Genomic DNA, 23,796 nt, shown 5'->3' on the forward strand with positions numbered 1-23,796 from the left:
ACCGGGAGCGCAGCTTACACCGCCCGCGGGCACGGCAAAACGCCGAAAAATCCGACCGCTGTCATCCTAGGCCTCCCTCCCGCGGCCCGGAAGAGCCCGAGCGCGCCCTCCGGCGCGCCGCCTCCGAATGCTCGGAGGCGGCCCGTCAGCCGCCGGGGCCGTAGGCGGCGAGGGCCCGCCGCGCCTGTTCGCGCACCCGCTCGGCGAGCTCGACCGGGGCCACCACGCGCGCCCGCGGCCCCAACCGCAGCGCCAGCCGGCACACCCACTCCGGAGCCGGGGTGCGCAGCACCGCCCGCACCCGGCCGCCGTCGAGCTCGTGCACCGAGGAGCACAGGTACTCCTCGGTGACCCAGCGCTCCGACGGCTCCAGCTCCAGGGTGACGCGGGCGTCGTCGGCGGACAGCTGCAGCACGCCCTCGCTGAGGTCGCGGCGCCGCGCCCGGGCGGGCACCTGCGCCGCCTCGGGCAGCACGGTCAGATCCAGCACGCGGTCCAGGCGGAACAGACGCACGTCGCCGCGCAGCCGGCACCAGCCCTCAAGGAACGCGTGGCCGTCGTGCACCACCAGGCCCATGGGGTCGACGTCGCGCTCGGTCACCTCGTCGGCGTAGCCGGCCAGGTAGCGCAGGTGGACCAGCTGGCCGGCGCGCAGCGCGTCGTCGCAGCGCCGCTGGACCTCGCGCACCTCCTCGCTCAGCTCGATGCGCACGCCCACCGATCCGGCCAGGCGCTCCAGCGGGTCGGGAGCGCCGTCCTCGGGCGCGGCGCCGCCGGCACCGTGCACGCCCGCGGCCTCGCCCGCGCCGGGCGGGGCAGCGGCGGCGGCGCGCAGCTTCTCGCCGACGCGCTTGAGCGCCTCGCTGTCGGCGACGCCGGGCAGCTCGCCCAGCAGGTCGACGCCGATGACCAGGCTGGCGGCCTCGTCGGCGGTCAGCCGCAGCGGCTGGGCCAGGGTGTCGGCGTTGCCGATGATGATCTCGCCGGTGGCCTCGGCGGCCTCGATGTCGACGTCGATCAGGTCGCCGGGGGTGTAGCCGGGCAGACCGCACATCCACAGCAGGCTCAGGTCCTTGAGCACCTGGCGCTGGCTCAGGCCGAAGTGGGCGGCGACCTCGGGCACGCGCACGTCGTGGCTGAGCGCGTAGGGCACGAGCATCAGCAGGCGGCGCAGCTGCTCGGAGGAGGCCGACTGCCGGCGGCCGGCGGCCGCGGGCACGGGCTCGGCGGCGGACTCGGCCGCCCGGGGGTCGGGGTCGCGGGCCGCGACCTCGGCCAGGTGGGCCGCCATCGCCTCGCGTGCCGCGGCGGGCGACTCGATCACGGCGCGGTCGCCGAACCGGGCCACCGCTCCCACAAGGTCGGCGACGTCGGTGTAGGGCAGGTCGAGCAGGTCCCAGCGCCGCTCCCCCGCCGCGTGCTCGCCGGCGGCGATGCGCTGGGCGCCGCGCCGCAGCTCGTGGCCGGAGTCGGCGCGCACCCGCACCCGCGCCACGCCCCGGGCCTCGCTGGGGCGGCCGCGCCGCACCACCGAGCGGACGTCGACGTCGGCGGGCACCTCGACGGGCGGCCCGGACGAGGCGATCTCGACGTCGCCGACGATCCGGCCCAGCCGGAACACCCGGCGGTCTGCGCGGTCGCGGTCGAAGCCGGCGACGTACCAGTGGCCTTGGACGTTGACGACGCCCCAGGGCTCCACGCGGCGGCGCCGGGCGACCTCGTCGCCGGGCTTGCGGTAGTCGAAGGAGACCGCGCGGCGGTCGCGCACCGCCTGCCAGATCGGCAGGAACGCGGGCTCGTCGGTGCCCAGAACCGGGGTCAGGGCGGGCGCGGCGTCGGTGTCGACGGGCACACCGGCCGCACGCAGCTTGAGGATCGCGTTGGCCGCGGCCTCGCCCAGCGCGGCGTGGCGCCAGGCCCGCGCGGCCAGGCCCAGAACGGCGGCCTCGTCGGCCAGCAGCTCGATCTCGGGGAGCTCGTAGTGGGACCGCAGGATGCGGTAGCCCTCGTCGTCGCTCCACAGGTCGCCGCCGCCGGTCTCGATGGGGATGCCGGAGTCGCGCAGCTCGCGCTTGTCGCGCTCGAACATCCGCTTGAAGGCGGCGTCGCTCTCGGCGTCCTCGTAGCCGGCCACCGTGGAGCGGATCTCACGCGCGGTCAGGAAGCGCCGGGTGGCCAGCAGGCAGATCACCAGGTTGAGCTGCCGTTCGGTCTTCTTGCGCGACATGGACCTCCCCTACCCTTCCGCCGCAGCCGCGGTCCTGTCAGCCACGACGGTACCGCGCCCGAGGGGTCCGCGGAGCGCCGTGCACAACCCGCCGCGCGCGGACGCCCGGCCGGATGCGGGCACGCCCCGCGCGAAACGTTCGGGGCGCCCGGCCGATGCGGGCCGGACGCCCCGAAAGCGGTGCTCTGCGGCGCTGCGGCGCGCGCCGCTCGTTCTTAGGAGGACCCGCCGCCGGAACCGCCGCCGCTTCCGGAGCCGCCGCCCGACTGCTCCTCGGGCGGGGCGCTGTTGACCGCGTCGAGGATGTCGACGACGAACACCAGCGTCCCCTCGGGCGCGCCCTGCTGCGCGGCGCTGTCGCCGTAGGCCAGGTCCGGCGGGATGACCAGCAGCACGCGGCTGCCGACCTTCTGGCCGACCAGGCCCTTGTCCCAGCCCTTGATGACCTGGCCGTCGCCGATGATGAACGTGGCGGGCACGCCCTCGGCTCCCTGCCGGGTCCAGGTGGCGTCGAAGGTCTCGCCGTTCTTCCACTGCACGCCGGTGTACTGCACGACCAGCTGCTGTCCGGCCTTGACCTCCGGGCCGTCGCCCTCGATCAGCTGCTCGGTCTTCAGCTTCTCAGGAGGATCGGTGTCCTCGGGGATCGTGATGTCGGGCTCGTCGTGGCCGGGCTGCTTGACGGTGGGCATGCCGTCGCCGCCGTTGCTCGTCTGCTCACCGGAGACCACTTCGGACTCGCCGTAGCGCTCGTGGATGTCCAGGACCGACACCGAGCTGCCCGGCTTGGGCGAGGGCTGGCCCTGCTGCTGGGCCTGGGCCGGGTCCTGGGGCGGGAAGGCGTAGACGACCCGGCTGCCCACCGGCTGGTTGACGAGGCTCTCGGTGAGGTCCTCGTTCAGCTGGCCCAGGTTGAGCAGGATCGGGGCGTCGGCCTCGTAGGTGGACTGGGTCTGCTTGGCCTTGCCTTCGGCCGTCCACTGGTACTCCACGACATCGGCCTGGACGATGTCGCTGTCGCGGATGAGCTCGTTCTCGCCGCTGCCCTTCTCGACCACTCCGGAGACCTGCTCCTGCGGCGGGGCCTTGCCGCTGAAGTCGACCTTGGGCTCCTTGCCGAATTCGCCGCTCACCTCGGGCAGCCGGTCGTCGAGCTCCTCCTCGCCCGACTTCAGGAAGGCGGGGGTGCGCCAATCCTCGGGGATGGCACTGCAGCTCGTCACCGCGAGCAGCACAGCAAAGCAAGGCGCCGCGATGGCGGCGGCACGCAGTCGCATAGGTCACTACCTCAAATATCCGGCTCGGGTCCCCGTCACACTATCGGAACGCCAATAATGCCCCGGCGGGGTGAGAACAGCGTAAGAGCCGGAGTCGCGCGACCGCATACCGATTCCATACCGGCACCGCCGGACTACATGCCGGCGATGAGCTTCTCGACGCGCTCGTCGACCGCCTTGAACGGGTCCTTGCACAGCACCGTCCGCTGGGCCTGGTCGTTGAGCTTGAGGTGGACCCAGTCGACGGTGAAGTCGCGCCGCTTCTCCTGCGCCCTGCGGATGAACTCGCCGCGCAGCCGGGCCCGCGTGGTCTGCGGGGGCACCGACTTGGCCTCGAACGTCTGCAGGTCGCCGATCACCCGGTCCATCTGGCCCTTGCGCTGCATGAGGTAGAACAGGCCGCGCTCGCGGTAGATGTCGTGGTAGGTCAGGTCGAGCTGGGCCACCCGCGGCGAGGACAGCGACAGGCCGTGCTTGGCGCGGTAGCGCTCCAGCAGCAGGTACTTGGCCACCCAGTCGATCTCGCGCGCGACCAGGTCGAGGTTCTGGGTCTCGACGGCCTCCAGCGTGCGCGCCCACAGCTCCAGCACCCGCTTGCCCGTGGCGTCGGTGCCGTTGCGGTCGACGAAGTTCTGCACCTTCTCCAGGTACTCGCGCTGGATCTCCAGGGCGCTGGCCTCGCGCCCGTTGGCCAGGCGCACCTTGCGCCGCCCGGTCATGTCGTGGCTGACCTCCCGGATGGCGCGGATCGGGTTCTCCAGCGTGAAGTCGCGCATGACCACGCCGTTCTCGACCATGCGCAGCACCAGGTCGGTGGAGGCCAGCTTGAGCAGGGTGGTGACCTCGCTCATGTTGGAGTCGCCCACGATGACGTGCAGGCGGCGGAAGCGCTCGGCGTCGGCGTGCGGCTCGTCGCGGGTGTTGATGATCGGCCGCGAGCGGGTGGTGGCCGAGGAGACGCCCTCCCAGATGTGCTCGGCGCGCTGGCTGACGCAGTAGAGCGCGCCCCTGGGCGTCTGCAGCACCTTGCCCGCCCCGCAGATGATCTGGCGGGTGACCAGGAACGGGATCAGGATGTCGGCGAGCCGCCCGAACTCGCCGTGCCGGCCCACCAGGTAGTTCTCGTGGCAGCCGTAGGAGTTGCCGGCGGAGTCGGTGTTGTTCTTGAACAGGTAGATCTCGCCGGCGATGCCCTCTTCGTGCAGCCGCTGCTCGGCGTCGACCTGCAGGCCCTCCAGGATGCGCTCGCCCGCCTTGTCGTGGGCGACCAGGTCGGCGAGGCTGTCGCACTCGGGAGTGGCGTACTCGGGGTGGCTGCCCACGTCGAGGTAGAGCCGGGCGCCGTTGCGCAGGAACACGTTGCTGCTGCGGCCCCAGGAAACCACCCGGCGGAACAGGTAGCGCGCCACCTCGTCGGGGGAGAGCCGCCGCTGGCCCCGGAACGTGCAGGTGACGCCGTATTCGTTCTCCAGACCGAAGATCCGACGTTCCATGTGGTCTCACCAATCCCGTCCTGTCACCGCCCCCGGCCGGCGCCGGAGCGCTGCACGACTCCCAGAGTATTTATCGGCAGCGGGGTCCGCCCGGAAACCCTGGAGCCCCGGCGGGGGCGGCCCCGCCGCCGGGCGCCCCGTGCGGGCGCCGCGGCAGCCGGACCGCGCCCGCCGATACCGGGGTCAGGAGCCGTTCTGCTGTGCGGACCCGCTGCCCGACTCCTCCTCGGACGAATCGCCGCCGCCGGAACCGCCCGCCGACGACGCCCCCTCCTCCATGAGCCCGGTGAGCCGGTCGCCGGTGATGCGGCGGAACTTGCGGTGCTCGCGCCGCTCGCGCTCCAGCACGGCCACCTCCAGGCCTCCGGCGTCCAGGTCGCGCTCCTCGCCGTTCTCGTGGCGCAGGGCGTGCACGGCCGCGTTGAGCGCGTCGCCCAGCGAGGCGTCCTTGTCGAAGCGCTCCTTGAGGGCGGTGGTGACCTGCTCGGCCGACCCGCCCATCGCGAGGAATCCCTGCTCGTCGACGACCGAGCCGTCGAAGGTGATGCGGTAGATCTGGTCGGCGGCGGCGTCCTCGCCCACCTCGGCGACGACGATCTCCACCTCCCAGGGCTTGTTGCTCTCGCTGAAGACGGTGCCCAGGGTCTGGGCGTAGATGTTGGCCAGCACCCGCCCGCTGACGTCGCTGCGGTCGTAGGCGTAGCCGCGCACGTCGGCCATGCGCACGCCCATCTGCCGCAGGTTCTCGAACTCGTTGTAGCGGCCCACCGCGGCGAAGGCGATGCGGTCGTAGAGCTCGCTGATCTTGTGCAGGGTCCGGGAGATGTTGTCGGCCACGAACAGGATGCCGCCGTCGTACTGCAGGACGACGGCGCTTCGGCCGCGCGCGATGCCCTTGCGGGCATAGTCGGCCTTGTCCTTCATGCTCTGTTCGGGCGAGACGTAGAACGGCATCGACACCGCGAATCGTTCCTTTGCTACAGATCGTCGGGGCGGGGGATCAGCGCAGCGGAGCCCGGGGGCCGTCGGGGCGCTCGGAGCGCTCCTGGACTACCCTGGTCGACAGGCGCGCGACGTCCTCCTCGGGCATGCGCCGGTGGCCGTCGCCGCCGATCACGTCGACCAGCGGGTAGATGCCGCGGTGCAGGTCGGGGCCGCCGGTGGCGGAGTCGTCGTCTGCGGCGTCGTAGAGCGCCTGGATCGCGACGGTGGCGGCGTCCTCCTCGACGAGGTCGTCGGCGAACAGCTTCTTCAGTGCTCCGCGCGCGTAGACCGATCCGGAGCCGATCGAGTGGTAGTCGTGCTCCTCGTAGCGTCCGCCGACGGGGTCGTAGCTGAAGATGCGGCCCTGCCGGCGGTCGGTGTCGTAGCCGACCAGCAGCGGCACCACCACGAAGCCCTGCAGGGCCATGGGCAGGTTGCCGCGGATCATCGTGGCCAGCCGGTTGGCCTTGCCTTCGAGGGACAGCGAGCGCCCCTCCATCTTCTCGTAGTGCTCCAGCTCCACCTGGAACAGCTTGGCCAGCTCGATGCCGATGCCCGCGGCCCCGGCGATCGCCATCGCCGAGAACTCGTCGGTGCGGTAGAGCTTGTCCATGTCGCGGTTGGCGATGACGTTGCCGGAGGTCGCCCGGCGGTCGCCGGCCAGGACCACGCCGCCGGGATAGGTCAGGGCGACGATCGTGGTGGCTTCAGGGGTCAGGTGCGATGCGGAGACGCCCTGCGGCAGCTCCCGGCCGGCCGGCAGCAGGTCGGGAGCGACCACGCCGAGCAGCTCGGTGAACGAGGAGGTTCCCGGATTCATGAACGCGGCTGGCAGCTGACCACCGCCGTCGAACGCTTCGGACACTCGGCTCCCTTCAGATGGCGTCCCGCCCGGTGGGGGCGGGCGGGACGCGTGAGGTTGTTCGGTTGGCAGGTACCGACGACCCTAGTGACCGCCGTGGAGGACGGCGCACCAGCGTGCCGGGACTCCGCTGAGAGCGAACCGGCCGGGCCCGCTGGCCGGGCCCGGCCGGACGGCTCGGGCGGCCTCGGTCCGGGACGGGTTCCCGGCCGGGGACCGCCGCGCCCGGGCGGCGCGGCCCGGGCACCGGATCACTGACCGCCCTTCTGCACGAACTGGCGCACGAAGTCCTCGCTGTTGCTCTCCAGGACCTCGTCGATCTCGTCGAGGATGTCGTCGACGTCCTCGTCCAACTTCTCGTTGCGCTCCTGCGCCTCGGCGCCGGCCTCGGTCTCTTCGACGTCCTCGTCGCGACGGCTGCCGTGCTTCTGGCCGCCCGTGTCCTTCGTCGCCATGGATGCAACCTCCTCAATGGAGCTTTCGCCCTTATCTTGGCCCAAGCGCGAGCGCCTCAACCTCGATGGCGGCGCCCGTTGTGCGCGTGTTACCGCCCGGCCCGGGCGTCGGCCCCTCATCCGGGCGAACGCGGGCGGGGTGGCGGGGATTCCCCGCCGCGGGCGGCACCGCCCCGGCCCGGGCGGGCTGCGGGGCGCTCAGCGGCGGTCCCCGGTGAGCACCGAGACCAGGTCGGCGGCGGTGGCCGAGCGGTCCAGCAGGTCGCCCACGTGCTCGCGGGTGCCGCGCAGGGGCTCCAGCGTGGGTACGCGCTGCAGCGAGTCGCGGCCGGGCAGGTCGAAGATGACCGAGTCCCAGGAGGCCGCGGCCACCGAGTCGGCGTACTTGGCCAGGCAGCGCCCGCGGAAGTAGGCGCGGGTGTCCTCCGGCGGCTCGGTGACGGCGCGCTCGACCGCGTCCTCCGGCAGCAGCCGCCGCATGCGGCCCCGGGCCGCCAGGCGGTTGTAGAGGCCCTTGTCGGGACGGACGTCGGAGTACTGCAGGTCGACGAGCTGGAGGCGGTGGTGGCCCCAGTCGATCCCGTCGCGGGTGCGGTAGCTCTCCAGCAGCTTGAGCTTGGCCACCCAGTCCAGCTCCTCGGACAGCTGCATGGGGTCGCCGGCCAGGCGGTCCAGGGTGGACTCCCAGCGGTCCAGGATGTCGGAGGTGTCGGCGTCGACGTCGGTACCGAAGCGGTCCTGGACGTACTTGCGCGCCAGTTCCAGGTATTCGCGCTGCAGCTCGACGGCGGTCATCCGGCGGCCGTCGCGCAGCCGCGCGGCGTGGGTGAGGCCCGGGTCGTGGGAGAACGCCCGCAGGTCGGCCACGGGTGTCTCCAGCGACAGGTCCACGTTGAGGAAGCCGTCCTCGACCATGGACAGCACCAGAGCGGTGGTGCCGAGCTTGAGATAGGTCGAGATCTCGCTCATGTTGGCGTCGCCCACGATCACGTGCAGGCGCCGGTACTTGTCGGGATCGGCGTGCGGCTCGTCGCGGGTGTTGATGATGGGCCGCTTCAGGGTGGTCTCCAGGCCCACCTCCACCTCGAAGAAGTCGGCCCGCTGGCTGATCTGGAACCCGCTGTCGCGGCCGTCGGCTCCGATGCCCACGCGGCCGGCGCCGCAGACCACCTGGCGCGACACGAAGAACGGGATGAGGTGGCGGACGATGTCGCCGAACGGCGTGGAGCGGCGCATCAGGTAGTTCTCGTGGCAGCCGTAGGAGGCGCCCTTGTTGTCGGTGTTGTTCTTGTAGAGCTGGATGGGCTCGACGCCGGGGATGGTGCTCGCGCGGCGGCAGGCGTCGGCCATCACGCGCTCGCCGGCCTTGTCCCACAGCACGGCGTCGCGGGGGTTGGTGACCTCCGGCGCGGAGTACTCGGGGTGGGCGTGGTCGACGTAGAGGCGGGCCCCGTTGGTCAGGATGACGTTGGCCAGCCCGAGGTCCTCGTCGGTGAGCTGGGTGGGATCGGCGACCTCGCGGGCGAGGTCGAAACCGCGCGCGTCGCGGAGCGGGTTCTCCTCCTCGAAGTCCCAGCGGGCCTTGCGCGCCCGCGCTGCGGAGGCCGCCAGGTAGGCGTTGACCACCTGCGTGGAGGTCACCATCGCGTTGGCACCGGGGTTTCCGGGCACGGAGATGCCGTACTCGGTCTCGATGCCCATAATCCGCTGCACACTCATGGTGGAAGGTTATCCATCGTGGGCGGGTCTTGAACTCGCCCCGGCGAATTGTGGCGCAAGAGCCACTGATTTCCCCCCTTTCGGTGCAGACCGCGGCATCGGGGAAACGGGGCTGTGCCCGGGGATCCGCCGCCCGCGGGGCCCGATCGGGAATTTCCCGGGCCGGCGGCGTGCCGGGGGTCGGGAACCGCGCGCGGCCGGCCCCCGGGCGGGGGCCGGCCGGTGCGGGGCCGCCCGCGCGGGGCGGCCCGACGTGCCGATACGACGCTGCGGCCCGGTCCTGCAGGCGTCCTACAGGTACTGGCCGGTGTTGGCCACGGTGTCGATCGAGCGCCCGGAGTCGGCGCCCTTCTTGCCGGAGACCAGGGTGCGGATGTAGACGATCCGCTCGCCCTTCTTGCCGGAGATCCGGGCCCAGTCGTCGGGGTTGGTCGTGTTGGGCAGGTCCTCGTTCTCGCTGAACTCGTCGACGCAGGCCTGCATGAGGTGGGAGACGCGGATGCCGCGCGCCGTGTTGTCGATGTAGTCCTTGATGGCCATCTTCTTGGCGCGGTCGACGATGTTCTGGATCATCGCCCCGGAGTTGAAGTCCTTGAAGTACAGGACGTCCTTGTCGCCGTTGGCGTAGGTGACCTCCAGGAAGCGGTTCTCCTCGCTCTCGGAGTACATCCGCTCGACGACCCGCTGGATCATGCCGTCGACGGTGGCGCGCGCCGAGCTGCCGTGCTCGGCGAGGTCCTCCTCGTGCAGGGGCAGGTCCTCGGTGATGTACTTGGAGAAGATGTCGCGGGCGGCCTCGGCGTCGGGGCGCTCGATCTTGATCTTCACGTCGAGGCGCCCGGGCCGCAGGATCGCCGGGTCGATCATGTCCTCGCGGTTGGAGGCGCCGATCACGATGACGTTCTCCAGCCCCTCGACACCGTCGATCTCGCTGAGGAGCTGGGGGACGATGGTGTTCTCGACGTCGCTGGACACCCCGGACCCGCGGGTGCGGAAGATGGAGTCCATCTCGTCGAAGAAGACGATGACCGGCGAGCCCTCGCTGGCCTTCTCGCGGGCGCGCTGGAAGACCAGGCGGATGTGCCGCTCGGTCTCGCCCACGTACTTGTTCAGCAGCTCGGGGCCCTTGATGTTGAGGAAGAAGCTCTTGCCGACGTCGTGGCCGGTCTTCTCGGCGACCTGCCGGGCCAGGGAGTTGGCCACCGCCTTGGCGATGAGCGTCTTTCCGCAGCCGGGCGGGCCGTAGAGCAGCACGCCCTTGGGCGGGCGCAGCTGGTGCTCGTAGAACAGGTTCTTGTGCAGGTAGGGGAGCTCGACCGCGTCGCGGATCATCTCGATCTGCCCGCCGAGGCCGCCGATGTCGGTGTAGGCGATGTCGGGGACCTCTTCGAGGATGAGCTCCTCGACCTCGGACTTGGGGATGCGCTCGTAGACGTAGCCCGAGCGCGGCTCCAGCAGCAGGGAGTCGCCCGGGCGCACGGGCTGGTCGCGCAGCGGCTCGGCGAGGCGGACGATCTTCTCCTCGTCGTGGTTGCTGATCACCAGCGCGCGGTCGTTGCCCTCGAGGAACTCCTTGAGCAGCACGACCTCGCCGATGGTCTCGAAGGACTGGACCTCGACGACGTTGAACGCCTCGTTGAGCATCACCTCCTGGCCGGGCCGGAGCTCGTCGACCTCGACCGAGGGACTCACGTTGACCCGCATCTTGCGGCCGTTGGTGAAGATCTCGACGGTCTCGTCTTCGCGCGCCTCCAGGAAGACGCCGAATCCCGACGGGGGCTGCGACAGCCGGTCGACCTCCTCCTTCAAGGCCGTGATCTGGTCGCGAGCCTCCTTGAGGGTCGCCACGAGGCGCTCGTTCTTGCCGTTCGCGGCGGCCAGGTTGGCCTGCGCCTCGCGCAACCGGTCCTCGAGCAGCCGCACGTGGCGGGGGGAATCGGCGAGCTTGCGCCGGACTACGCTGAGCTCCTTCTCCAGATAGGAGACCTGAGCGGTGAGTTCCGCGACTTCACGGTCGCGTTCGGTCTGACGCTCGTCGTCGCGATCGGCCACGTCCGCCACCTCCCTATAAGAAGGACGACTACTCGAAACCCTACCTACCCATGGACTATTCCTAACCTCCCGCCCGCCGCGAGTGTCGAAGCGCTCACTTTTCGATGTTGTGAAGGCCTAGGTCACCCTGATAGGGGGCTGCGCGGCGTAATGGGAACGTAATGTCAGGATTCCTGCGTTTCGGCCACCCCACCGGATTCGGACGCGGGGCCGCCGGCTTCGCCGCCGCTCCGCTCGCCGGTGCCGCGGGACTCCTGTTCACGCTGCCAGTCCTGGCCGTAGGCGCCCTTGGCGGGCCGCCGGCGGCGCTGGGGCGGCTCGGCGCCGTCGGCCAGGCGCCGCGCGGTCACCAGGAACCCGGTGTGGCCGATCATCCGATGATCGGGGCGTACGGCCAGCCCTTCGACGTGCCACTCGCGCACCAGCGTCTCGAAGGCGCGCGGCTCGTAGAAGGAGCCGTTGTCGCGCAGTCCCTCGACCACCCGCGAGATCTGGGTCGTGGTGGCGACGTAGGCGCACACCAGCCCGCCGGGCACCAGCGCCTCGGCTGCGGCGTCCAGGCACTCCCACGGAGCCAGCATGTCCAGCACGACCCGGTCGACCTCGGTCTCCGCCAGATCCTCGGCCAGATCGCCCACAGTCAGCCGCCAGGCCGGGTGCTCCCCGCCGAAGAAGCGCTCCACGTTGGTGCGCGCGATGTCGGCGAAGTCGGCCCGGCGCTCGTAGGAGCAGACCAGCCCCTCCTCCCCCACGGCGCGCAGCAGCCAGCACGTGAGCGCTCCGGAGCCGCCGCCGGCCTCGACCACCCGGGCGCCGGGGAAGATGTCGGCCTGGGCGACGATCTGGGCGGCGTCCTTGGGGTAGACGATCGTGGCGCCGCGCTTCATGGACAGGGTGAAGTCGGCCAGCAGCGGGCGCAGTGCCACGTAGGCGATGTTGGAGGTCGAGCGCACGACGCTGCCCTCGGGGCTGCCGATGAGCTCGTCGTGGTCCAGCCGCCCGCGGTGGGTGTGGAAGGCGGCCCCCTCCCGCAGGGTGATGGTGTGCATCTTGCCCTTGGGATCGGTGAGCTGCACGATGTCGCCCTCGCTGAAAGGGCCGCGGCGGCCGTGGATGCCGGTCACAGGTACTCGTCTCTTCACGGTGTCGGTGGATCGGGGGCGGGCAGTCGCCCACGTTAGCGGCCGGCGCCCCGCGCGGCGTAATCGCGCGCACCGCCCCACCTGGCGCGCAGCGCACCCGGGAGTGCCGCGCAGGGGCCACAATGAGACTGCGGGCACACCCGGGCCGTGCCCGCCTCGCACACGGGTCGAAAAGGACGGATGAGGATGGCGCCCAGTACTCCCGAGGTGGGTCTCGGCATCGACATCGGCGGCAGCGGGATCAAGGGGGCCCCGGTCGACCTGGGGCAGGGCACGTTCCTGGTCGACCGGATCAAGCGGGCCACGCCCCGGCCCGCGACGCCCGCCGCCGTGGCCGGGGTCGTCGCCGAGATCGCCGACGCGTTCCCCGAGCACGTCGCGGGGTCGGCGCCGCTGGGGGTGACCTTCCCCGCCGTCATCCAGCACGGCGTGGCCCGCAGCGCCGCCAACGTCGACGCGTCCTGGGTGGGCACCGACGCCGAGAAGCTGCTCGCCGACGCCACCAGGCGCCAGGTCTACGTGGTCAACGACGCCGACGCCGCCGCGGTGGGCGAGCACCGCTACGGCGCGGCGCGCGACATCCGGGGCGTGGTGCTGCTGACCACCCTGGGCACCGGGATCGGCACGGCGCTGCTGGTGGACGGGCACCTGGTGCCCAACACCGAGTTCGGGCACCTGGAGATCGACGGCCACGACGCCGAGACCAGGGCCGCCTCCAGCGTCCAGGACCGCGAGGGGCTCTCCTACGAGCAGTGGGCGCGCGAGCGGCTGCAGCGCTACTACGACGAGGTCGAGCGGCTGCTGTGGCCGGATCTGATCGTGGTGGGCGGCGGGGTGAGCCGCATAGCCGACAAGTTCCTGCCCTTCCTGCGGCTCAACGCGCCGATCGTGCCCGCCGAGCTGCGCAACACCGCCGGGATCGTGGGCGCCGCCTGCCTGGCGGTGGAGCGGTTCGGCCCGGCGGTGCCGGACCTCGGCACGCAGGGCGCCGACGCGCAGGGCTGAGGCCGCGCGGCCGCGGCGCTCAGTCGCGCGGCGCGGCCAGCACGCCCGCGATGCGCCGTGCGGCGTCGGCGGGCCGGGCCGCCGGGGTGAGCGGGGTGCGGTGCGGCGGCGGGACGACGGGCTGGGCGCCCCAGCACATCCACCACCACAGGCGCCCGCGGTGCGGCCGCAGCAGCGCCCGCTGGACGCGCGGCGCCGATCCCTCCGCCGGTCCCGCCCCCACGGCCTCGACCGCTCCGACGGCTGCGTCCATGCGGGCCTGCAGCCCGCGGGAGTGCAGCTCGGCGGAGAGACCGCACAGCGCGCGCAACCACAGGGGATCGTCGGCGCCGCAGTCAAGTCGGTGGCCACCTGCGGCCAGCACGGGTATCCCCGACGGCGGGGTCTCGACGGTCATCGTCGCTCCTGACTGTTACGCGGATCCCTTGCACCGCAGGGACTTTGGCCTCTTGACTGTGCCTCGGCACGAGGGTCCGCGAAACCCGGAATGCGACCTACGCATAGCGGCACTCTTTTCACTCATAGCCACCCATGCCAGGTAGAACCCCTAATCTAGGCTCATGCCCCGACGAGAAAGCGCTCTGCCGACGGAGTTCTGGGAACGCGACGGCGTCGCCGAAGCACTGGCGACCTGCGATCTCGCCCGTGTCCTGGCGCAGGTGCGGCTCGCCCGCGGATGGTCGCAGGGCGAGCTCGCCCGCGCGGTCGGCTACTCGCAGAGCTGGGTGTCGCGGGTCGTCAACCGTCAGCAGTCGCTCACCGTCGACCAGGTCCGCGAGATCGCCGGGCGGTTGGCCATCCCCGTCCGCCTCCTCGGGTTCGCGGACTCCGCAGAGCCGGAGAGGGGGGCCGGTCCGACGAGACGACGGGAATTCGGCAAGGCCGTCGCCGCGGCCGCGCTCGCGCCCCGCTCGGCGCCGCAGAGCGTGCAGGCCGACGAGGCGACGGCGCCCACGCTGCGCGCGATCACCGGCGGACAGCGCCGGCTCGACTCCGCCGCGCCTTCGCGCGAGCTCGCCCGCGGCGCCGTCGCCCACGTGGAGCTGACCGGGCGCACCCTGGCGCGCTCGCACAACACCCCGTTCGCGCCGGGCATCGCCGCTGCGGCCAGCGAGGCCGCCGGCTTCGCCGCCTGGCTGCACGCCGACATGGACGACGCCGGCTCGGCACGCGGCTACTACCGCACCGCCGTGCGCAACGCGCGGCTGGCCGGCGACCCGCTGCTGGGCGCCTACATGACGGGCAGCCTGGCGGCCTTCGAGACCGACACCGAGGACGCCGCCGCCGGCCTGGAGCTGGCCGACGAGGCCGCACGGCTGCTGGGCACCGACGCCCACCCCACGGCGACCGCGTGGCTGGCCTGCACCCGCGCCATGGCCCACGCCACGCTCGGCGACGCCGAGGCCGCCGACGCCCAGATCGCGACCGCCGAGCGCGCCGTCGAGCGCAGCGACAACACCGGGCCGCCCTGGCCCTGGGTCTTTCCCTTCACGACCGCCAAGGTCGCCGGATACCGTGCGCTGACCGGAGTGCGGCTGCACCGCCCGCACGAGGCCCGCGCGGCCTTCGCCGAGGCCTTCGGCGGGGTGCGCCCCTCGGCCAAGCAGGGCGCGGGGCTGATGGTGGAGCTGGCGAGCGCACACGCCGACGCCGGCGACGTCGACGAGGCGTTCTCACTGGCCGCCGAGTCGCTGCGGATCGGCGCGCACTTCCGCTCCGACCGGCTGATCTCGCGCGTGCGGCGCTTCCGCCGCGCCTACAGGGGGCCCGGGGCCCGCTGCGTCAAGGAGCTGGACGAGCACCTGGCGGCGGCGCTGGCCGGGTAGCGCCACGCGGCCCGGCCGGCGTGGGCATCCGCAGCCGGCGGGGTACCACCCCGGCACGAGAGGAAGGACGATGCGGCGTCTTGCGATCACCGGCCACCGCGGACTCTCCGAGGCGTTGGAGCGCGATGTCGGCTCCGGTCTGCGCGAACACCTGAGCGGCCTGGCTCCGCGGCTGACCGGGCTGTCCTGCCTGGCCGACGGCGCCGACGCACTGTTCGCGCGCGCCGTGTTGGACGCGGGCGGCGCGCTGGAGGCGGTGGTGCCCGCCGAGCGCTACCGCGACGGCCTGCCCGCCTGGCACCGGGCCGCCTACGACGCGCTGCTGTCGGAGGCGGTCCTGGTGCACCGGCTGCCGCACGTGGAGTCCACCCCCCGGGCGCACATGGATGCGGGCCGGTACCTGGTGGAGCACTGCGACGAGCTCGTGGCCGTGTGGGACGGCCGGCCCCCGCGCGGCCCGGGCGGCACGGCCGACATCGTCGACTACGCCCGGAGCCTGAACCGCCCCGTCACCGTGGTCTGGCCCGAAGGTGCCGCGCGCTGACGCGCGCACACGCGCCGCCGATGGGCGGGGCCGGCGTCAGCGGCGGGTGAAGGCCTCCTGCACGTCAGCGGTGCGCAGCACGCCGTAGGTCGTGCCGTCGGGCTCCACCAGCAGGTAGTCCGGCGCCGAGTAGGCGCGCAGCGCTTCCAGCAGGTCGTCGCCCTCCAGGTCGGCGCTGATCACCGCGCCGCGGGTGATGCCGCCGGCCACACTGGAGACCGGCACCCAGGGCAGCCGGGCGTCGGGGACCGCGGCCGCGGCGGCCTCGTTGACGATCGAGGTGGGCGTGCCGGCGGTGTCGGCGACCAGCACCGCACGCGTGCCCTCCTCGCGCATGCGCCGCCGGGCCTCGGCCAGCGGGGTATCGGCGCCGACGACGGTGGCCCGCCTGCCGAGCTCACGGGCCCGCAGCGTGGGCACCCGCTCGCGCAGGCGCGCCGCGCGCAGCGCCGAGGCCGCGCCCATCCAGATGAACGAGGCGAGCAGCAGCGCCCACAGCAGCCCGAACAGGTTGGGCGCCGATCCGGTCCGCAGCCCGTAGAGCACCGGCACGGCGACGATGAGCACCGCCAGCACGCGGCCGCCCCAGGCCGCGACCACGGTGCCCGCGCGGGGCCGCCGGGTGATCGCCCAGACCACGGCGCGCACCAGGCGCCCGCCGTCCAGCGGCAGCCCGGGCAGCAGGTTGAACACGCCCACCAGCAGGTTGGCCACCCACAGCTGCCAGATCAGCACGCCCAGAACGGTGCGCGGGTCGACGAGCCAGTAGGCCGCGAACCCGCCCCCGGCCAGCACCAGCGACAGCACCGGCCCCGACAGCGCCACCAGGAACTCGCGCCCGGGGGTGGGGGCCTCGCGCTCGATCTCGGAGACGCCGCCGAGCATGTAGAGGGTGATGCGGCCGACGGGCAGGCCGAACATGCGGGCTGTGACGGAGTGGGCGAGCTCGTGCACGAGCACCGACAGGTAGAGCAGCACCGCGAAGACGAACGCCACCAGGTAGGACACCGCGCCCAGCTGGAGGGTGCGCTCGACCACCGGCTGGTAGATCACGGTGATGATGACCGCGATGATCAGCCACGACGGGGTCACGTAGACGGGGATGCCGAACGGCCGGGCCATGAGCCATCCCGACCCCCGGCGCGCGGGGCGGGGGGTGCTCGGGCTCTCGGGCGGGGTACTGCTGCCGTGGTCGGTCACACCCACCACTCTATGCAAACGGCCGCCGCGTACAGGGCCGTCGGGCCGTGGGCGGCGGCGGGGCGCCCGGCCGCTCCGGACGGCGGAGGCCACTGGGCCGCCTCGCCAAGCCGAATGCCGCGCCAGGCGGGCCGTCGTACTGTTGGGGCATGGACTCCCCCGACGCCGCTCCCCTGATCCCTGCGTTGTCGCCGTCGCGGGCCGCCGACTTCCTGCAGTGCCCGCTGCTGTTCCGGTTCCGCGCCATCGACCGCCTGCCCGAGCGCCCCAGCGCCGCCGCACTGAAGGGAACACTGGTGCACGCGGTGCTGGAGCGCCTCTTCGAGCTGCCCGCCGAGACCCGCACCCGCCGGACGGCGCTTTCGCTGCTGGAACCGCAGTGGGAGCGCCTGCGCGAGTCCCGGGCCGAGGCCGCCGCCGCGCTGTTCCCCACCGAGGACGACGCCGCGGCGTGGCTGGCCGAGGCCCGCCGGCTGCTGGAGCGCTACTTCGAGATGGAGCGCCCCGAGCGGCTCGAGCCCCGCGACCGCGAGCTGCGCCTGGACGTCACGCTGGAGTCCGGGCTGCGGCTGCGCGGCTACCTGGACCGCCTCGACGTCGCCCCGACCGGCCAGATCCGCATCGTCGACTACAAGACCGGAAAGTCCCCGCACCCCCGCTTCGAGGACAAGGCGCGCTTCCAGATCTTCTTCTACGCCGTGATGCTCTGGCGCGAGCTGGGCGAGGTCCCCGCCCGGCTGCAACTGATGTATCTGGGCGACGGCGGAGTGCGCTGGTACGAGCCCACCGAGCAGGAGCTGCGGGCGGCGGAGTCGGAGATCCTGGGCATCTGGCACGACATCGACCGCACCGCGCGCTCGGGCTCCTGGCACCCGCGGCCCAGCAAGCTGTGCGGCTGGTGCGACCACCAGGCGCTGTGCCCGGAGTTCGGCGGCACCCCTCCCCCGCTGCCCGAGCCGGCCCGGGCGGGCTGATCCGCGGCGCGTGCGCGGCCCCGCGTTCCTACCGGCGGAGGAGACGAGATCGGCCGGGCGGAGGTCCGCGGGGCGGGCGCGCGCTTCTAGCGTGGTGCGGGTGACCGCCGCACCGCCCGGGCCCGCGCCCGAAACCGCCTCCGGCGCCGACGACGCCGGCGGCGGGCTCGCGCCGCTGCGCGCCCGGCGGTGGGCGTGGCTGACCGACGCCGCGATGGTGGTGGCGCTGGCCGCCACGAACTCGGCACTGGTCACCCTCAGCCGCGAAACGCCCGAGATGTCGGCCGTGTGGGTCCACGGCGCCGCCGGCCACGCCGCCGGCGCCGCGCTGGCGCTGACCCTGCTCGCGCGCCGCTACCTGCCCTTCACCGTGCTGATCGTGCTCACGGTCAGCGGGCTGGCCGGGGACGTCGCCGGTGTGCTGGTCTGGGGTGCGGCGAGCCTGGGCATCGCGGCGGCGGCCTACTCGGTGGGCCGCTACCTGACGCTGGTGCGCTCGCTGGCCGGGGTGGGCGCGGGAGTGGTGGTCAACGTCGCGACCACCGTGCTGAGCCCGGCCACCGGGTCCGCCGAGAGCGGCGAGCCGTGGTGGATCAACCAGGCGTTCTACCTGGGCTGGATCCTGGCCTCGTGGTGGGTGGGCCGACTGGTGCGGATGCGGTCGTTCCACATGGTGGAACTCGCCGCCCGCGCCGAGCGGCTGGAGCGCGCCCGCGACGCCCACACGCGCGCGGTGCTGGCCGAGGAGCGCACGCGCATCGCCCGCGAGCTGCACGACGTAGTGGCCCACCATGTGAGCGTGATGACCGTGCAGGCCACGGCCGGGCGCCGGGTGATCGAGCGCTCGCCGGAGCGGGCCCGCCAGACCCTGGTGGAGATCGAGGAGACCGGTCGCCAGGCGATGTCGGAGATGCGGCGGATCGTGGACGTGCTGCGCGAGCCCGACGGGGACGGCGGCGCCGACCGCGGTCCGCAGCCGGGCCTGGGCGGGATCGGCGAGCTGGTGCGCCAGATCAGCGACACCGGAACGCCGGTGGAGCTGGTGGCCGAGGGCGTCCCGGTGGAGCTCGCCCCGGGACTGGACCTGACCCTGTACCGCGTCGTGCAGGAGTCGCTGACCAACGTGCTCAAGCACGCGGGCCGCGACGCGCCCACGACCGTGTCGGTGCGCTACGGCACGCGGGCGGTCGACGTGTCCGTGGCCGACGAGGGCGGGAGCGCGCCCGGGACCGGCTCGCGGCCGCCGGCCTCCGACGAGCCCGGCCACGGCCTGGTGGGCATGCGCGAGCGGGTGGCGCTCTACGGCGGAGAGCTGGAGGCGGGACCGCGCGACGGCGGCGGGTTCGAGGTGCGCGCCCGCATCCCGCTGGCACGCCGCGGCTGACGGCGGCGCCGCCCGCGCAGGGCCCGGACGCCGCGCCGGGCGGCACCCGGGCGGCGGCCGTACAGCGGCCGCTTCCGGCCGCGGTGGTCGGAGCGCACCCGGTGATCGCCGAGAATCGGCACATGGCCATCCGCGTCCTGCTCGTCGACGACCAACCGCTGCTGCGCACCGGGTTCCGGCTGATCCTGGAGTCCGAGCCGGAGATCTCGGTGGTGGGCGAGGCGGCCGACGGCCACGCCGCCCTCGCCGACACCCGCCGGCTGCTGCCCGACGTGGTGCTGATGGACATCCGGATGCCCGGCAAGGACGGCATCGACGCCACCCGCGAGATCCTCCGGTGGGCCCGCGGCAGCGGCCAGCAGGTGCGCGTACTGGTCCTGACGACCTTCGACCTGGACGAGTACGTCGTCGAGGCGCTGCGCGCGGGCGCAAGCGGGTTCCTGCTCAAGGACGTGCCGCCGGACGAGCTCGCGGGCGCGATCCGGGTGGTGGCCGACGGCGCGGCGATCGTGGCGCCCACCGTCACCCGCCGGCTGCTCGACCGCTTCGCCGACAAGCTCCCCACCTCGCGCGAGCGCCCGGCGCCGCAGCTGGACCACCTCACCGAGCGCGAGCGGGAGGTGCTGCGGCTGCTGGCGCGCGGCCTGTCCAACGCCGAGATCGCGCGCCGCCTGGTGGTCAGCGACACCACGGTCAAGACCCACGTCGGCAACGTGCTGACCAAGCTCGGGCTGCGCGACCGGGTGCAGGCGGTGGTGCACGCCTACGAGACCGGCATCGTGCGCCCCGGCGAGGACGAGGACTGACGGTCCCGCTCCGGTGTCTCCGGCGGGCCCCGACCGGTACCGCCCGCCTTCGCGGGGGCGAAGCGCGGCGCCGCAGCGCACCCTCTCCGGCCCCCGGGCGGGGCTCTCGCGCGTGCGGCCGCGCCGCACCGCCCGGTGCCCGCGGTCGCGCCGCCGCCTCCGCCGGGCATGGCGGCGGTGATCGGGGTAGTGGTCGCGGTGCGGTCGTCGTGGGCGGACCCGCTGCGCGCGGCGGCCGCCCGCAAGCGCCGCGCCGCACGGGCGCCGTCCTCAGGACGGAGGCGGTGACCTGGGATGATGGGCAGTGATCGACCTCACCGCCCAGCCGGGGTCCGCGCCGCCAACCGGCGCCCGAGATGCGGCGTCTCACCCCGTGGTCGCCCCTGCGGCCGCCGCTTTCGCGCACAGAGGAGGTATCGAGAACCGGTCATGGCCGAAGACCCCCAGCTCTCCGCATCGCCGAACGAGGACAATCTGCTCAGCCGGCTGCGGGATTGGCGCGCCGCCCGGGAGGCGGAGATGCACTCCGACCTCTTCGAGGAGGCCGTGGAGCTGCCCGACCCGCGCGCCCTCGACCTCGTGCTGCGCGTGGGCGAGCTGCTGCTGGCCAGCGGCGAGAGCACCGAGGTCGTCAGCGAGTCGATGCTGAGCCTGTCGGTCGCCTTCGAGCTGCCGCGCTCGGAGGTATCGGTCACCTTCACCGCGATCACGCTGTCGACGCACCCGGGCGGCGACCATCCGCCGATCACCGGGGAGCGGGTGGTGCGCCGGCGCACGCTGGACTACTTCCGCGTCAACGAGCTGCACGCCCTGGTCCAGGACGCGGCGCTGGGCGCGGTCGAGCTTGAGGGCGCCGTCGCGCGCCTGCGGGCGATCAAGCGCGCGCGTTCGCCCTACCCGAACTGGCTCATCGTGACCGGGTTCGGCCTGATCGCCTCCAGCGCCAGCCTCATGGTCGGCGGCCAGCTGGCCGTGGCGGCCGCGGCGTTCCTGGCGACGGTGCTGGGCGACCGCACCTCGGCGTTTTTGGCGCGGCGCGGGGTGGCCGAGTTCTACCAGATGACCGGGGCGACGATGGTGGCCTCCTCCATCGGTGTGGGGCTGCTGTGGGCCAGCGACAGCCTGGAGCTCGAACTGCAGGCCGGCGCGGTCATCACCGGCAACATCATGGCCCTGCTGCCGGGGCGGCCCCTGGTGGCCAGCCTGCAGGAGGGCATCAGCGGCAGCTACGTCTCGGGGTCCGCGCGGCTGCTGGAGGTCTTCCTCACCCTCGGCGCGATCATCACGGGTGTCGGCGCGGTGGCCTACACCGCCGTGCGCCTGGGCGTGGACGTGACCCTGGACGACCTGCCGACCCTGGGCACCGACCTGAGCCTGCCGGTGCTGATCGGCGCGGCCGGGATCGCCATGGCCTTCGCGGTCTCGCTGACCGTCCCGCCGCCGATGCTGCCGTGGATTGGCCTCATGGGCGTGATGATCTGGGTGATCTACGCGGGGGTGCGCGGGCTGCTGGACGCGCCGCCGATCATGGGCACCGCGGCCGGCGCCGTGGCCATCGGCGTGGTCGGCCACGCCCTGGCGCGCCGCACCCGGCGGCCGGTCCTGCCCTATGTCATTCCGGCGATCGCGCCGCTGCTTCCCGGCAGCATCCTCTACCGGGGCCTGCTGGAGATCACGCTCAGCCAGCCCGTCCAGGGCCTGCTGAGCCTGTCGGAGGCGGTGGCCATCGGCCTGGGCCTGGGTGCCGGGGTCAGCTTCGGCGGCGAGCTGGTCCGCGCCTTCCAGCGCGGCGGGCTCGCCGGCGCCGGCCGCCGCAGCCGACCCGCCGCCCGCCGCAGCCGCGGAGCGGTGTAGCGGCGCCCCCGCCCCCGCCCCCGCCCGACGCGCGTGGGTCCGACCGGCGCACGTCACGGAAGCGCGCGGAAGCCGTCTTCCTTGGCCCGGACCAGCATGCCGACATTCGTCGAGGGAAGGTTGGTCGTGTGGAACCGGCCGAGTCGGTCGGCCCGGCGGCAGGCGTCCTCGACTCGCTCGGCGAAGTCCTCGAACCGGGTGCCGCGCCGACGCCGCCGGTCCCACTCGCCCTTCTGCCAGCCCGGCAGTACCTGCTGCAGCATCAGCGCCGCTTCGCCTGTTCTGCAGCACTTCTTCACATCCTCGGCCTTCCGGTGATGCAGCAGGAGCCACACCTCGAAATCAGGATGAGAAACCGCGATACAGACGGACACATCTTTGGCTGTCCGATTGAAGTCCTGCGCACATTCTTCGGCCGGAGTGACATCCTCTCCTTCGGTGTCGAACACGGCCCAGACCTGGTGGAATCCGTCGGCTGCGCACCGGGTCGCCTCTTTGACTATACGAAGGGCGTCTGTCGATTTCGCCTGCCGTACCTCGAGCCGAAAACCAGAATAGCGCTCCCGCAGGCCTTTGAGGTACGCGACCTCGGTTTCGCCTTCGCAGAGAACGAGAACGGCCTTACGTTCCTTTGGACCTGCCGGGCGCCTTCCGCCGGTACGGCGCTGAGGAGTCATCGGGGATGGGATCCTCCCTAGCCGCCAGTGCGGCGGAAAACAAGTCGTCGTCAACGAAAGGGACGGCGCCGTAGCGGCCGGCGAGGTACTTCCGGGCGCGGGCACCCTCGTCAGCGACCTCGTAACCGGACAGAGGATACAACTCGGTCGCACCCTCCGGACTCTTTTCCGAGAACCAGATCTGATCCCGCGCGAGAACCTCCCCACCGCGAATCCTACCCAAAAGGGCGGCGTCGTGGCTGGTGAAGATCAACTGGGCGCCGCGAGGATTGGTTCGGGGGTCCCGAAACAGCTCGATCAAGCGTGCGGAAAGATGAGTGTGCAAGCTGGCGTCCAACTCGTCCACTACCATGGTGCGCCCGCGATCGAGCACGGAGAAGGCGCGCAGGCCCAGATCCATCAACGCCTGCGTCCCTTCAGACTGGTCCTCCAGGCCGAGGACGTGCTCGTGCCCCGACGCCCGGTGACGAAACACCCACCTGACGAACTCCTGCTCCCGGCCATCCCGCATCTCCCGTGAGAAGGATTCCGTTTGGATGTCCTCGATGCCGGTGTCGGCCGCCACAAGAAGCTTACTGAGGCGCTTCTCGGTAATTCGGTCGCAATGCCCCGGAACCTCCACCCTTCTCCTGGGAAGCCCGAAAGTACGCTGCCTGATCACCAAACCGGTGGTGAACCACCGCGAGACTGCGCGGAGTGAACGCATCTCCGTTGAATCGAACGACTTCGGCTGCAACTTCGCGAAGACCTCCATGAGGAGGACGTTCGACTCAATCTCGATCACGTCGGAAACGGGGAACAACCCGCCCTCGGGTTCGTTCGACAGTTCATCCCCGTCCCGCTCGAACACCACCTCTTCACGCCCGTCGGCGGTGTAGCGGAACAGCCACTCCGCAACGACGGCGGTGTCATCGATGACGAAGCCGTAGGTGTGCCGCTCGCCGTCGTCGAGCAGGTCGACCACGTATGTCGAGGGACGACCGGGCGAGTCGTGGTCCAAGCGGAACGGCGAGCGCTCGATGCCTTCCGCGGGTTCTTCCTCGCGACCTCGCCGCGGATAACCGCGCACCTGGAGCACCATGAACCGCAATGCGTCGACGATGTTGCTCTTGCCCGACGCGTTGGCGCCGAAGATACCGGCCACGCGCAGCGGTTCCACACTCTCCGGCGCGGGCGGTTCCTCGCCCTGCCGGCCTTCGGGGGTCAGCAGAAGCTGCTGTTCGTCGCGCAACGACCGGTGGTTCGTTACGCGGAAACTGAGCAGCATCCCGGAATCCCCTCGTAGCGGTCGGTCACGAGTACGCCACTCCCATCG

20 protein-coding genes are annotated in these 23,796 nt (G+C 72.4%); 7 read left to right on the forward strand and 13 right to left on the reverse strand.

Annotation, left to right across the window (positions count from 1 at the left end; all coding sequences use genetic code 11):
- Window positions 1-145 precede the first annotated feature (145 nt).
- From ABEA15_RS02135 to ABEA15_RS02175, 9 genes are all read right to left on the reverse strand, one after another.
- Window positions 146-2,227: a helix-turn-helix transcriptional regulator gene (locus ABEA15_RS02135; protein WP_345555227.1), complete on the reverse strand. Its 2,082-nt coding sequence runs from the start codon at window positions 2,225-2,227 to the stop codon at window positions 146-148.
- A gap of 215 nt (window positions 2,228-2,442) precedes the next feature.
- Window positions 2,443-3,504: an FKBP-type peptidyl-prolyl cis-trans isomerase gene (locus ABEA15_RS02140; RefSeq protein ID WP_345555228.1), complete on the reverse strand. Its 1,062-nt coding sequence runs from the start codon at window positions 3,502-3,504 to the stop codon at window positions 2,443-2,445.
- A 134-nt stretch (window positions 3,505-3,638) separates the two neighbouring features.
- Complete coding sequence (pafA, locus tag ABEA15_RS02145) at window positions 3,639-4,997, reverse strand: Pup--protein ligase (protein WP_345555229.1); 1,359 nt, start codon at window positions 4,995-4,997, stop codon at window positions 3,639-3,641.
- 183 nt (window positions 4,998-5,180) lie between these two features.
- A complete protein-coding gene (gene prcA, locus ABEA15_RS02150; RefSeq protein WP_344145172.1) occupies window positions 5,181-5,951 on the reverse strand; it encodes a proteasome subunit alpha in 771 nt (256 codons plus the stop codon).
- Window positions 5,952-5,997: 46 nt separating this feature from the next.
- Window positions 5,998-6,846: a proteasome subunit beta gene (prcB, locus tag ABEA15_RS02155; protein WP_345555230.1), complete on the reverse strand. Its 849-nt coding sequence runs from the start codon at window positions 6,844-6,846 to the stop codon at window positions 5,998-6,000.
- Between the two features lie 248 nt (window positions 6,847-7,094).
- On the reverse strand, window positions 7,095-7,298 hold the full coding sequence (locus ABEA15_RS02160) for a ubiquitin-like protein Pup (RefSeq protein WP_344144961.1): 204 nt from the start codon (window positions 7,296-7,298) through the stop codon (window positions 7,095-7,097).
- A gap of 198 nt (window positions 7,299-7,496) precedes the next feature.
- Window positions 7,497-9,017: a depupylase/deamidase Dop gene (dop, locus tag ABEA15_RS02165; RefSeq protein WP_345555231.1), complete on the reverse strand. Its 1,521-nt coding sequence runs from the start codon at window positions 9,015-9,017 to the stop codon at window positions 7,497-7,499.
- 291 nt (window positions 9,018-9,308) lie between these two features.
- Window positions 9,309-11,078, reverse strand: a complete 1,770-nt coding sequence (gene arc, locus ABEA15_RS02170) for a proteasome ATPase (RefSeq protein ID WP_344144965.1) — start codon at window positions 11,076-11,078, stop codon at window positions 9,309-9,311.
- A gap of 155 nt (window positions 11,079-11,233) precedes the next feature.
- On the reverse strand, window positions 11,234-12,193 hold the full coding sequence (locus ABEA15_RS02175) for a tRNA (adenine-N1)-methyltransferase (RefSeq protein WP_345555232.1): 960 nt from the start codon (window positions 12,191-12,193) through the stop codon (window positions 11,234-11,236).
- Between the two features lie 204 nt (window positions 12,194-12,397).
- Here ABEA15_RS02175 and ppgK point away from each other — a divergent pair, with 204 nt between their 5' ends.
- Window positions 12,398-13,216: a polyphosphate--glucose phosphotransferase gene (ppgK, locus tag ABEA15_RS02180; protein ID WP_345555233.1), complete on the forward strand. Its 819-nt coding sequence runs from the start codon at window positions 12,398-12,400 to the stop codon at window positions 13,214-13,216.
- Window positions 13,217-13,235: 19 nt separating this feature from the next.
- Here the strand turns inward: ppgK and ABEA15_RS02185 are convergent, their stop codons facing one another.
- The gene (locus ABEA15_RS02185) at window positions 13,236-13,613 is read right to left on the reverse strand and encodes a hypothetical protein (protein WP_344144972.1); all 378 of its coding nucleotides are present in this window, start codon (window positions 13,611-13,613) and stop codon (window positions 13,236-13,238) included.
- Window positions 13,614-13,776: 163 nt separating this feature from the next.
- On the opposite strand from ABEA15_RS02185, the gene ABEA15_RS02190 reads away from it, so the two are divergent.
- On the forward strand, window positions 13,777-15,042 hold the full coding sequence (locus ABEA15_RS02190; protein WP_345555234.1) for an NsdA family TPR-like regulatory protein: 1,266 nt from the start codon (window positions 13,777-13,779) through the stop codon (window positions 15,040-15,042).
- A gap of 70 nt (window positions 15,043-15,112) precedes the next feature.
- Window positions 15,113-15,586, forward strand: coding sequence for a hypothetical protein (locus ABEA15_RS02195; RefSeq protein WP_345555235.1), 474 nt, complete (start codon window positions 15,113-15,115; stop codon window positions 15,584-15,586).
- A 36-nt stretch (window positions 15,587-15,622) separates the two neighbouring features.
- Here ABEA15_RS02195 and ABEA15_RS02200 read toward each other — a convergent pair whose 3' ends face one another.
- Entirely contained in the window at window positions 15,623-16,786 is a 1,164-nt protein-coding gene (locus ABEA15_RS02200; RefSeq protein ID WP_345555236.1) for a site-2 protease family protein, read from the reverse strand.
- Window positions 16,787-16,935: 149 nt separating this feature from the next.
- Between ABEA15_RS02200 and ABEA15_RS02205 the strand changes: the two genes are divergently transcribed.
- The 4 genes from ABEA15_RS02205 to ABEA15_RS02220 all read left to right on the forward strand — a co-directional run bounded on the left by ABEA15_RS02205 (window position 16,936) and on the right by ABEA15_RS02220 (window position 21,804).
- The gene (locus ABEA15_RS02205; RefSeq protein WP_345555237.1) at window positions 16,936-17,760 is read left to right on the forward strand and encodes a RecB family exonuclease; all 825 of its coding nucleotides are present in this window, start codon (window positions 16,936-16,938) and stop codon (window positions 17,758-17,760) included.
- 100 nt (window positions 17,761-17,860) lie between these two features.
- Window positions 17,861-19,144, forward strand: coding sequence for a sensor histidine kinase (locus ABEA15_RS02210; RefSeq protein WP_345555238.1), 1,284 nt, complete (start codon window positions 17,861-17,863; stop codon window positions 19,142-19,144).
- 122 nt (window positions 19,145-19,266) lie between these two features.
- Complete coding sequence (locus ABEA15_RS02215) at window positions 19,267-19,950, forward strand: response regulator (RefSeq protein WP_344144984.1); 684 nt, start codon at window positions 19,267-19,269, stop codon at window positions 19,948-19,950.
- A 429-nt stretch (window positions 19,951-20,379) separates the two neighbouring features.
- Complete coding sequence (locus ABEA15_RS02220) at window positions 20,380-21,804, forward strand: threonine/serine exporter family protein (protein ID WP_345555239.1); 1,425 nt, start codon at window positions 20,380-20,382, stop codon at window positions 21,802-21,804.
- 53 nt (window positions 21,805-21,857) lie between these two features.
- Here ABEA15_RS02220 and ABEA15_RS02225 read toward each other — a convergent pair whose 3' ends face one another.
- Together ABEA15_RS02225 and ABEA15_RS02230 are read right to left on the reverse strand one after the other, a co-directional pair.
- Complete coding sequence (locus ABEA15_RS02225) at window positions 21,858-22,481, reverse strand: RloB family protein (protein ID WP_344144988.1); 624 nt, start codon at window positions 22,479-22,481, stop codon at window positions 21,858-21,860.
- The gene (locus tag ABEA15_RS02230) at window positions 22,426-23,748 is read right to left on the reverse strand and encodes an AAA family ATPase (protein ID WP_345555240.1); all 1,323 of its coding nucleotides are present in this window, start codon (window positions 23,746-23,748) and stop codon (window positions 22,426-22,428) included. Before ABEA15_RS02230 ends, ABEA15_RS02225 begins: the two co-directional genes overlap by 56 nt.
- Window positions 23,749-23,796: the final 48 nt, after the last annotated feature.

The sequence above is a fragment of the Streptomonospora halophila genome, from assembly GCF_039542725.1.
GTDB lineage: Bacteria > Actinomycetota > Actinomycetes > Streptosporangiales > Streptosporangiaceae > Streptomonospora > Streptomonospora halophila.

Coding starts and splice junctions, on each gene's coding strand:
- dop (WP_345555231.1), bottom strand. CDS start 9,017: ATGAGTGTGCAGCGGATTATGGGCATCGAGACCGAGTACGGCATCTCC.
- ABEA15_RS02220 (WP_345555239.1), top strand. CDS start 20,380: ATGGCCGAAGACCCCCAGCTCTCCGCATCGCCGAACGAGGACAATCTG.
- ABEA15_RS02205 (WP_345555237.1), top strand. CDS start 16,936: ATGGACTCCCCCGACGCCGCTCCCCTGATCCCTGCGTTGTCGCCGTCG.
- ABEA15_RS02135 (WP_345555227.1), bottom strand. CDS start 2,227: ATGTCGCGCAAGAAGACCGAACGGCAGCTCAACCTGGTGATCTGCCTG.
- ABEA15_RS02140 (WP_345555228.1), bottom strand. CDS start 3,504: ATGCGACTGCGTGCCGCCGCCATCGCGGCGCCTTGCTTTGCTGTGCTG.
- ppgK (WP_345555233.1), top strand. CDS start 12,398: ATGGCGCCCAGTACTCCCGAGGTGGGTCTCGGCATCGACATCGGCGGC.
- ABEA15_RS02190 (WP_345555234.1), top strand. CDS start 13,777: ATGCCCCGACGAGAAAGCGCTCTGCCGACGGAGTTCTGGGAACGCGAC.
- ABEA15_RS02185 (WP_344144972.1), bottom strand. CDS start 13,613: ATGACCGTCGAGACCCCGCCGTCGGGGATACCCGTGCTGGCCGCAGGT.
- prcA (WP_344145172.1), bottom strand. CDS start 5,951: ATGCCGTTCTACGTCTCGCCCGAACAGAGCATGAAGGACAAGGCCGAC.
- pafA (WP_345555229.1), bottom strand. CDS start 4,997: ATGGAACGTCGGATCTTCGGTCTGGAGAACGAATACGGCGTCACCTGC.
- ABEA15_RS02195 (WP_345555235.1), top strand. CDS start 15,113: ATGCGGCGTCTTGCGATCACCGGCCACCGCGGACTCTCCGAGGCGTTG.
- ABEA15_RS02215 (WP_344144984.1), top strand. CDS start 19,267: ATGGCCATCCGCGTCCTGCTCGTCGACGACCAACCGCTGCTGCGCACC.
- ABEA15_RS02230 (WP_345555240.1), bottom strand. CDS start 23,748: ATGCTGCTCAGTTTCCGCGTAACGAACCACCGGTCGTTGCGCGACGAA.
- ABEA15_RS02160 (WP_344144961.1), bottom strand. CDS start 7,298: ATGGCGACGAAGGACACGGGCGGCCAGAAGCACGGCAGCCGTCGCGAC.
- ABEA15_RS02225 (WP_344144988.1), bottom strand. CDS start 22,481: ATGACTCCTCAGCGCCGTACCGGCGGAAGGCGCCCGGCAGGTCCAAAG.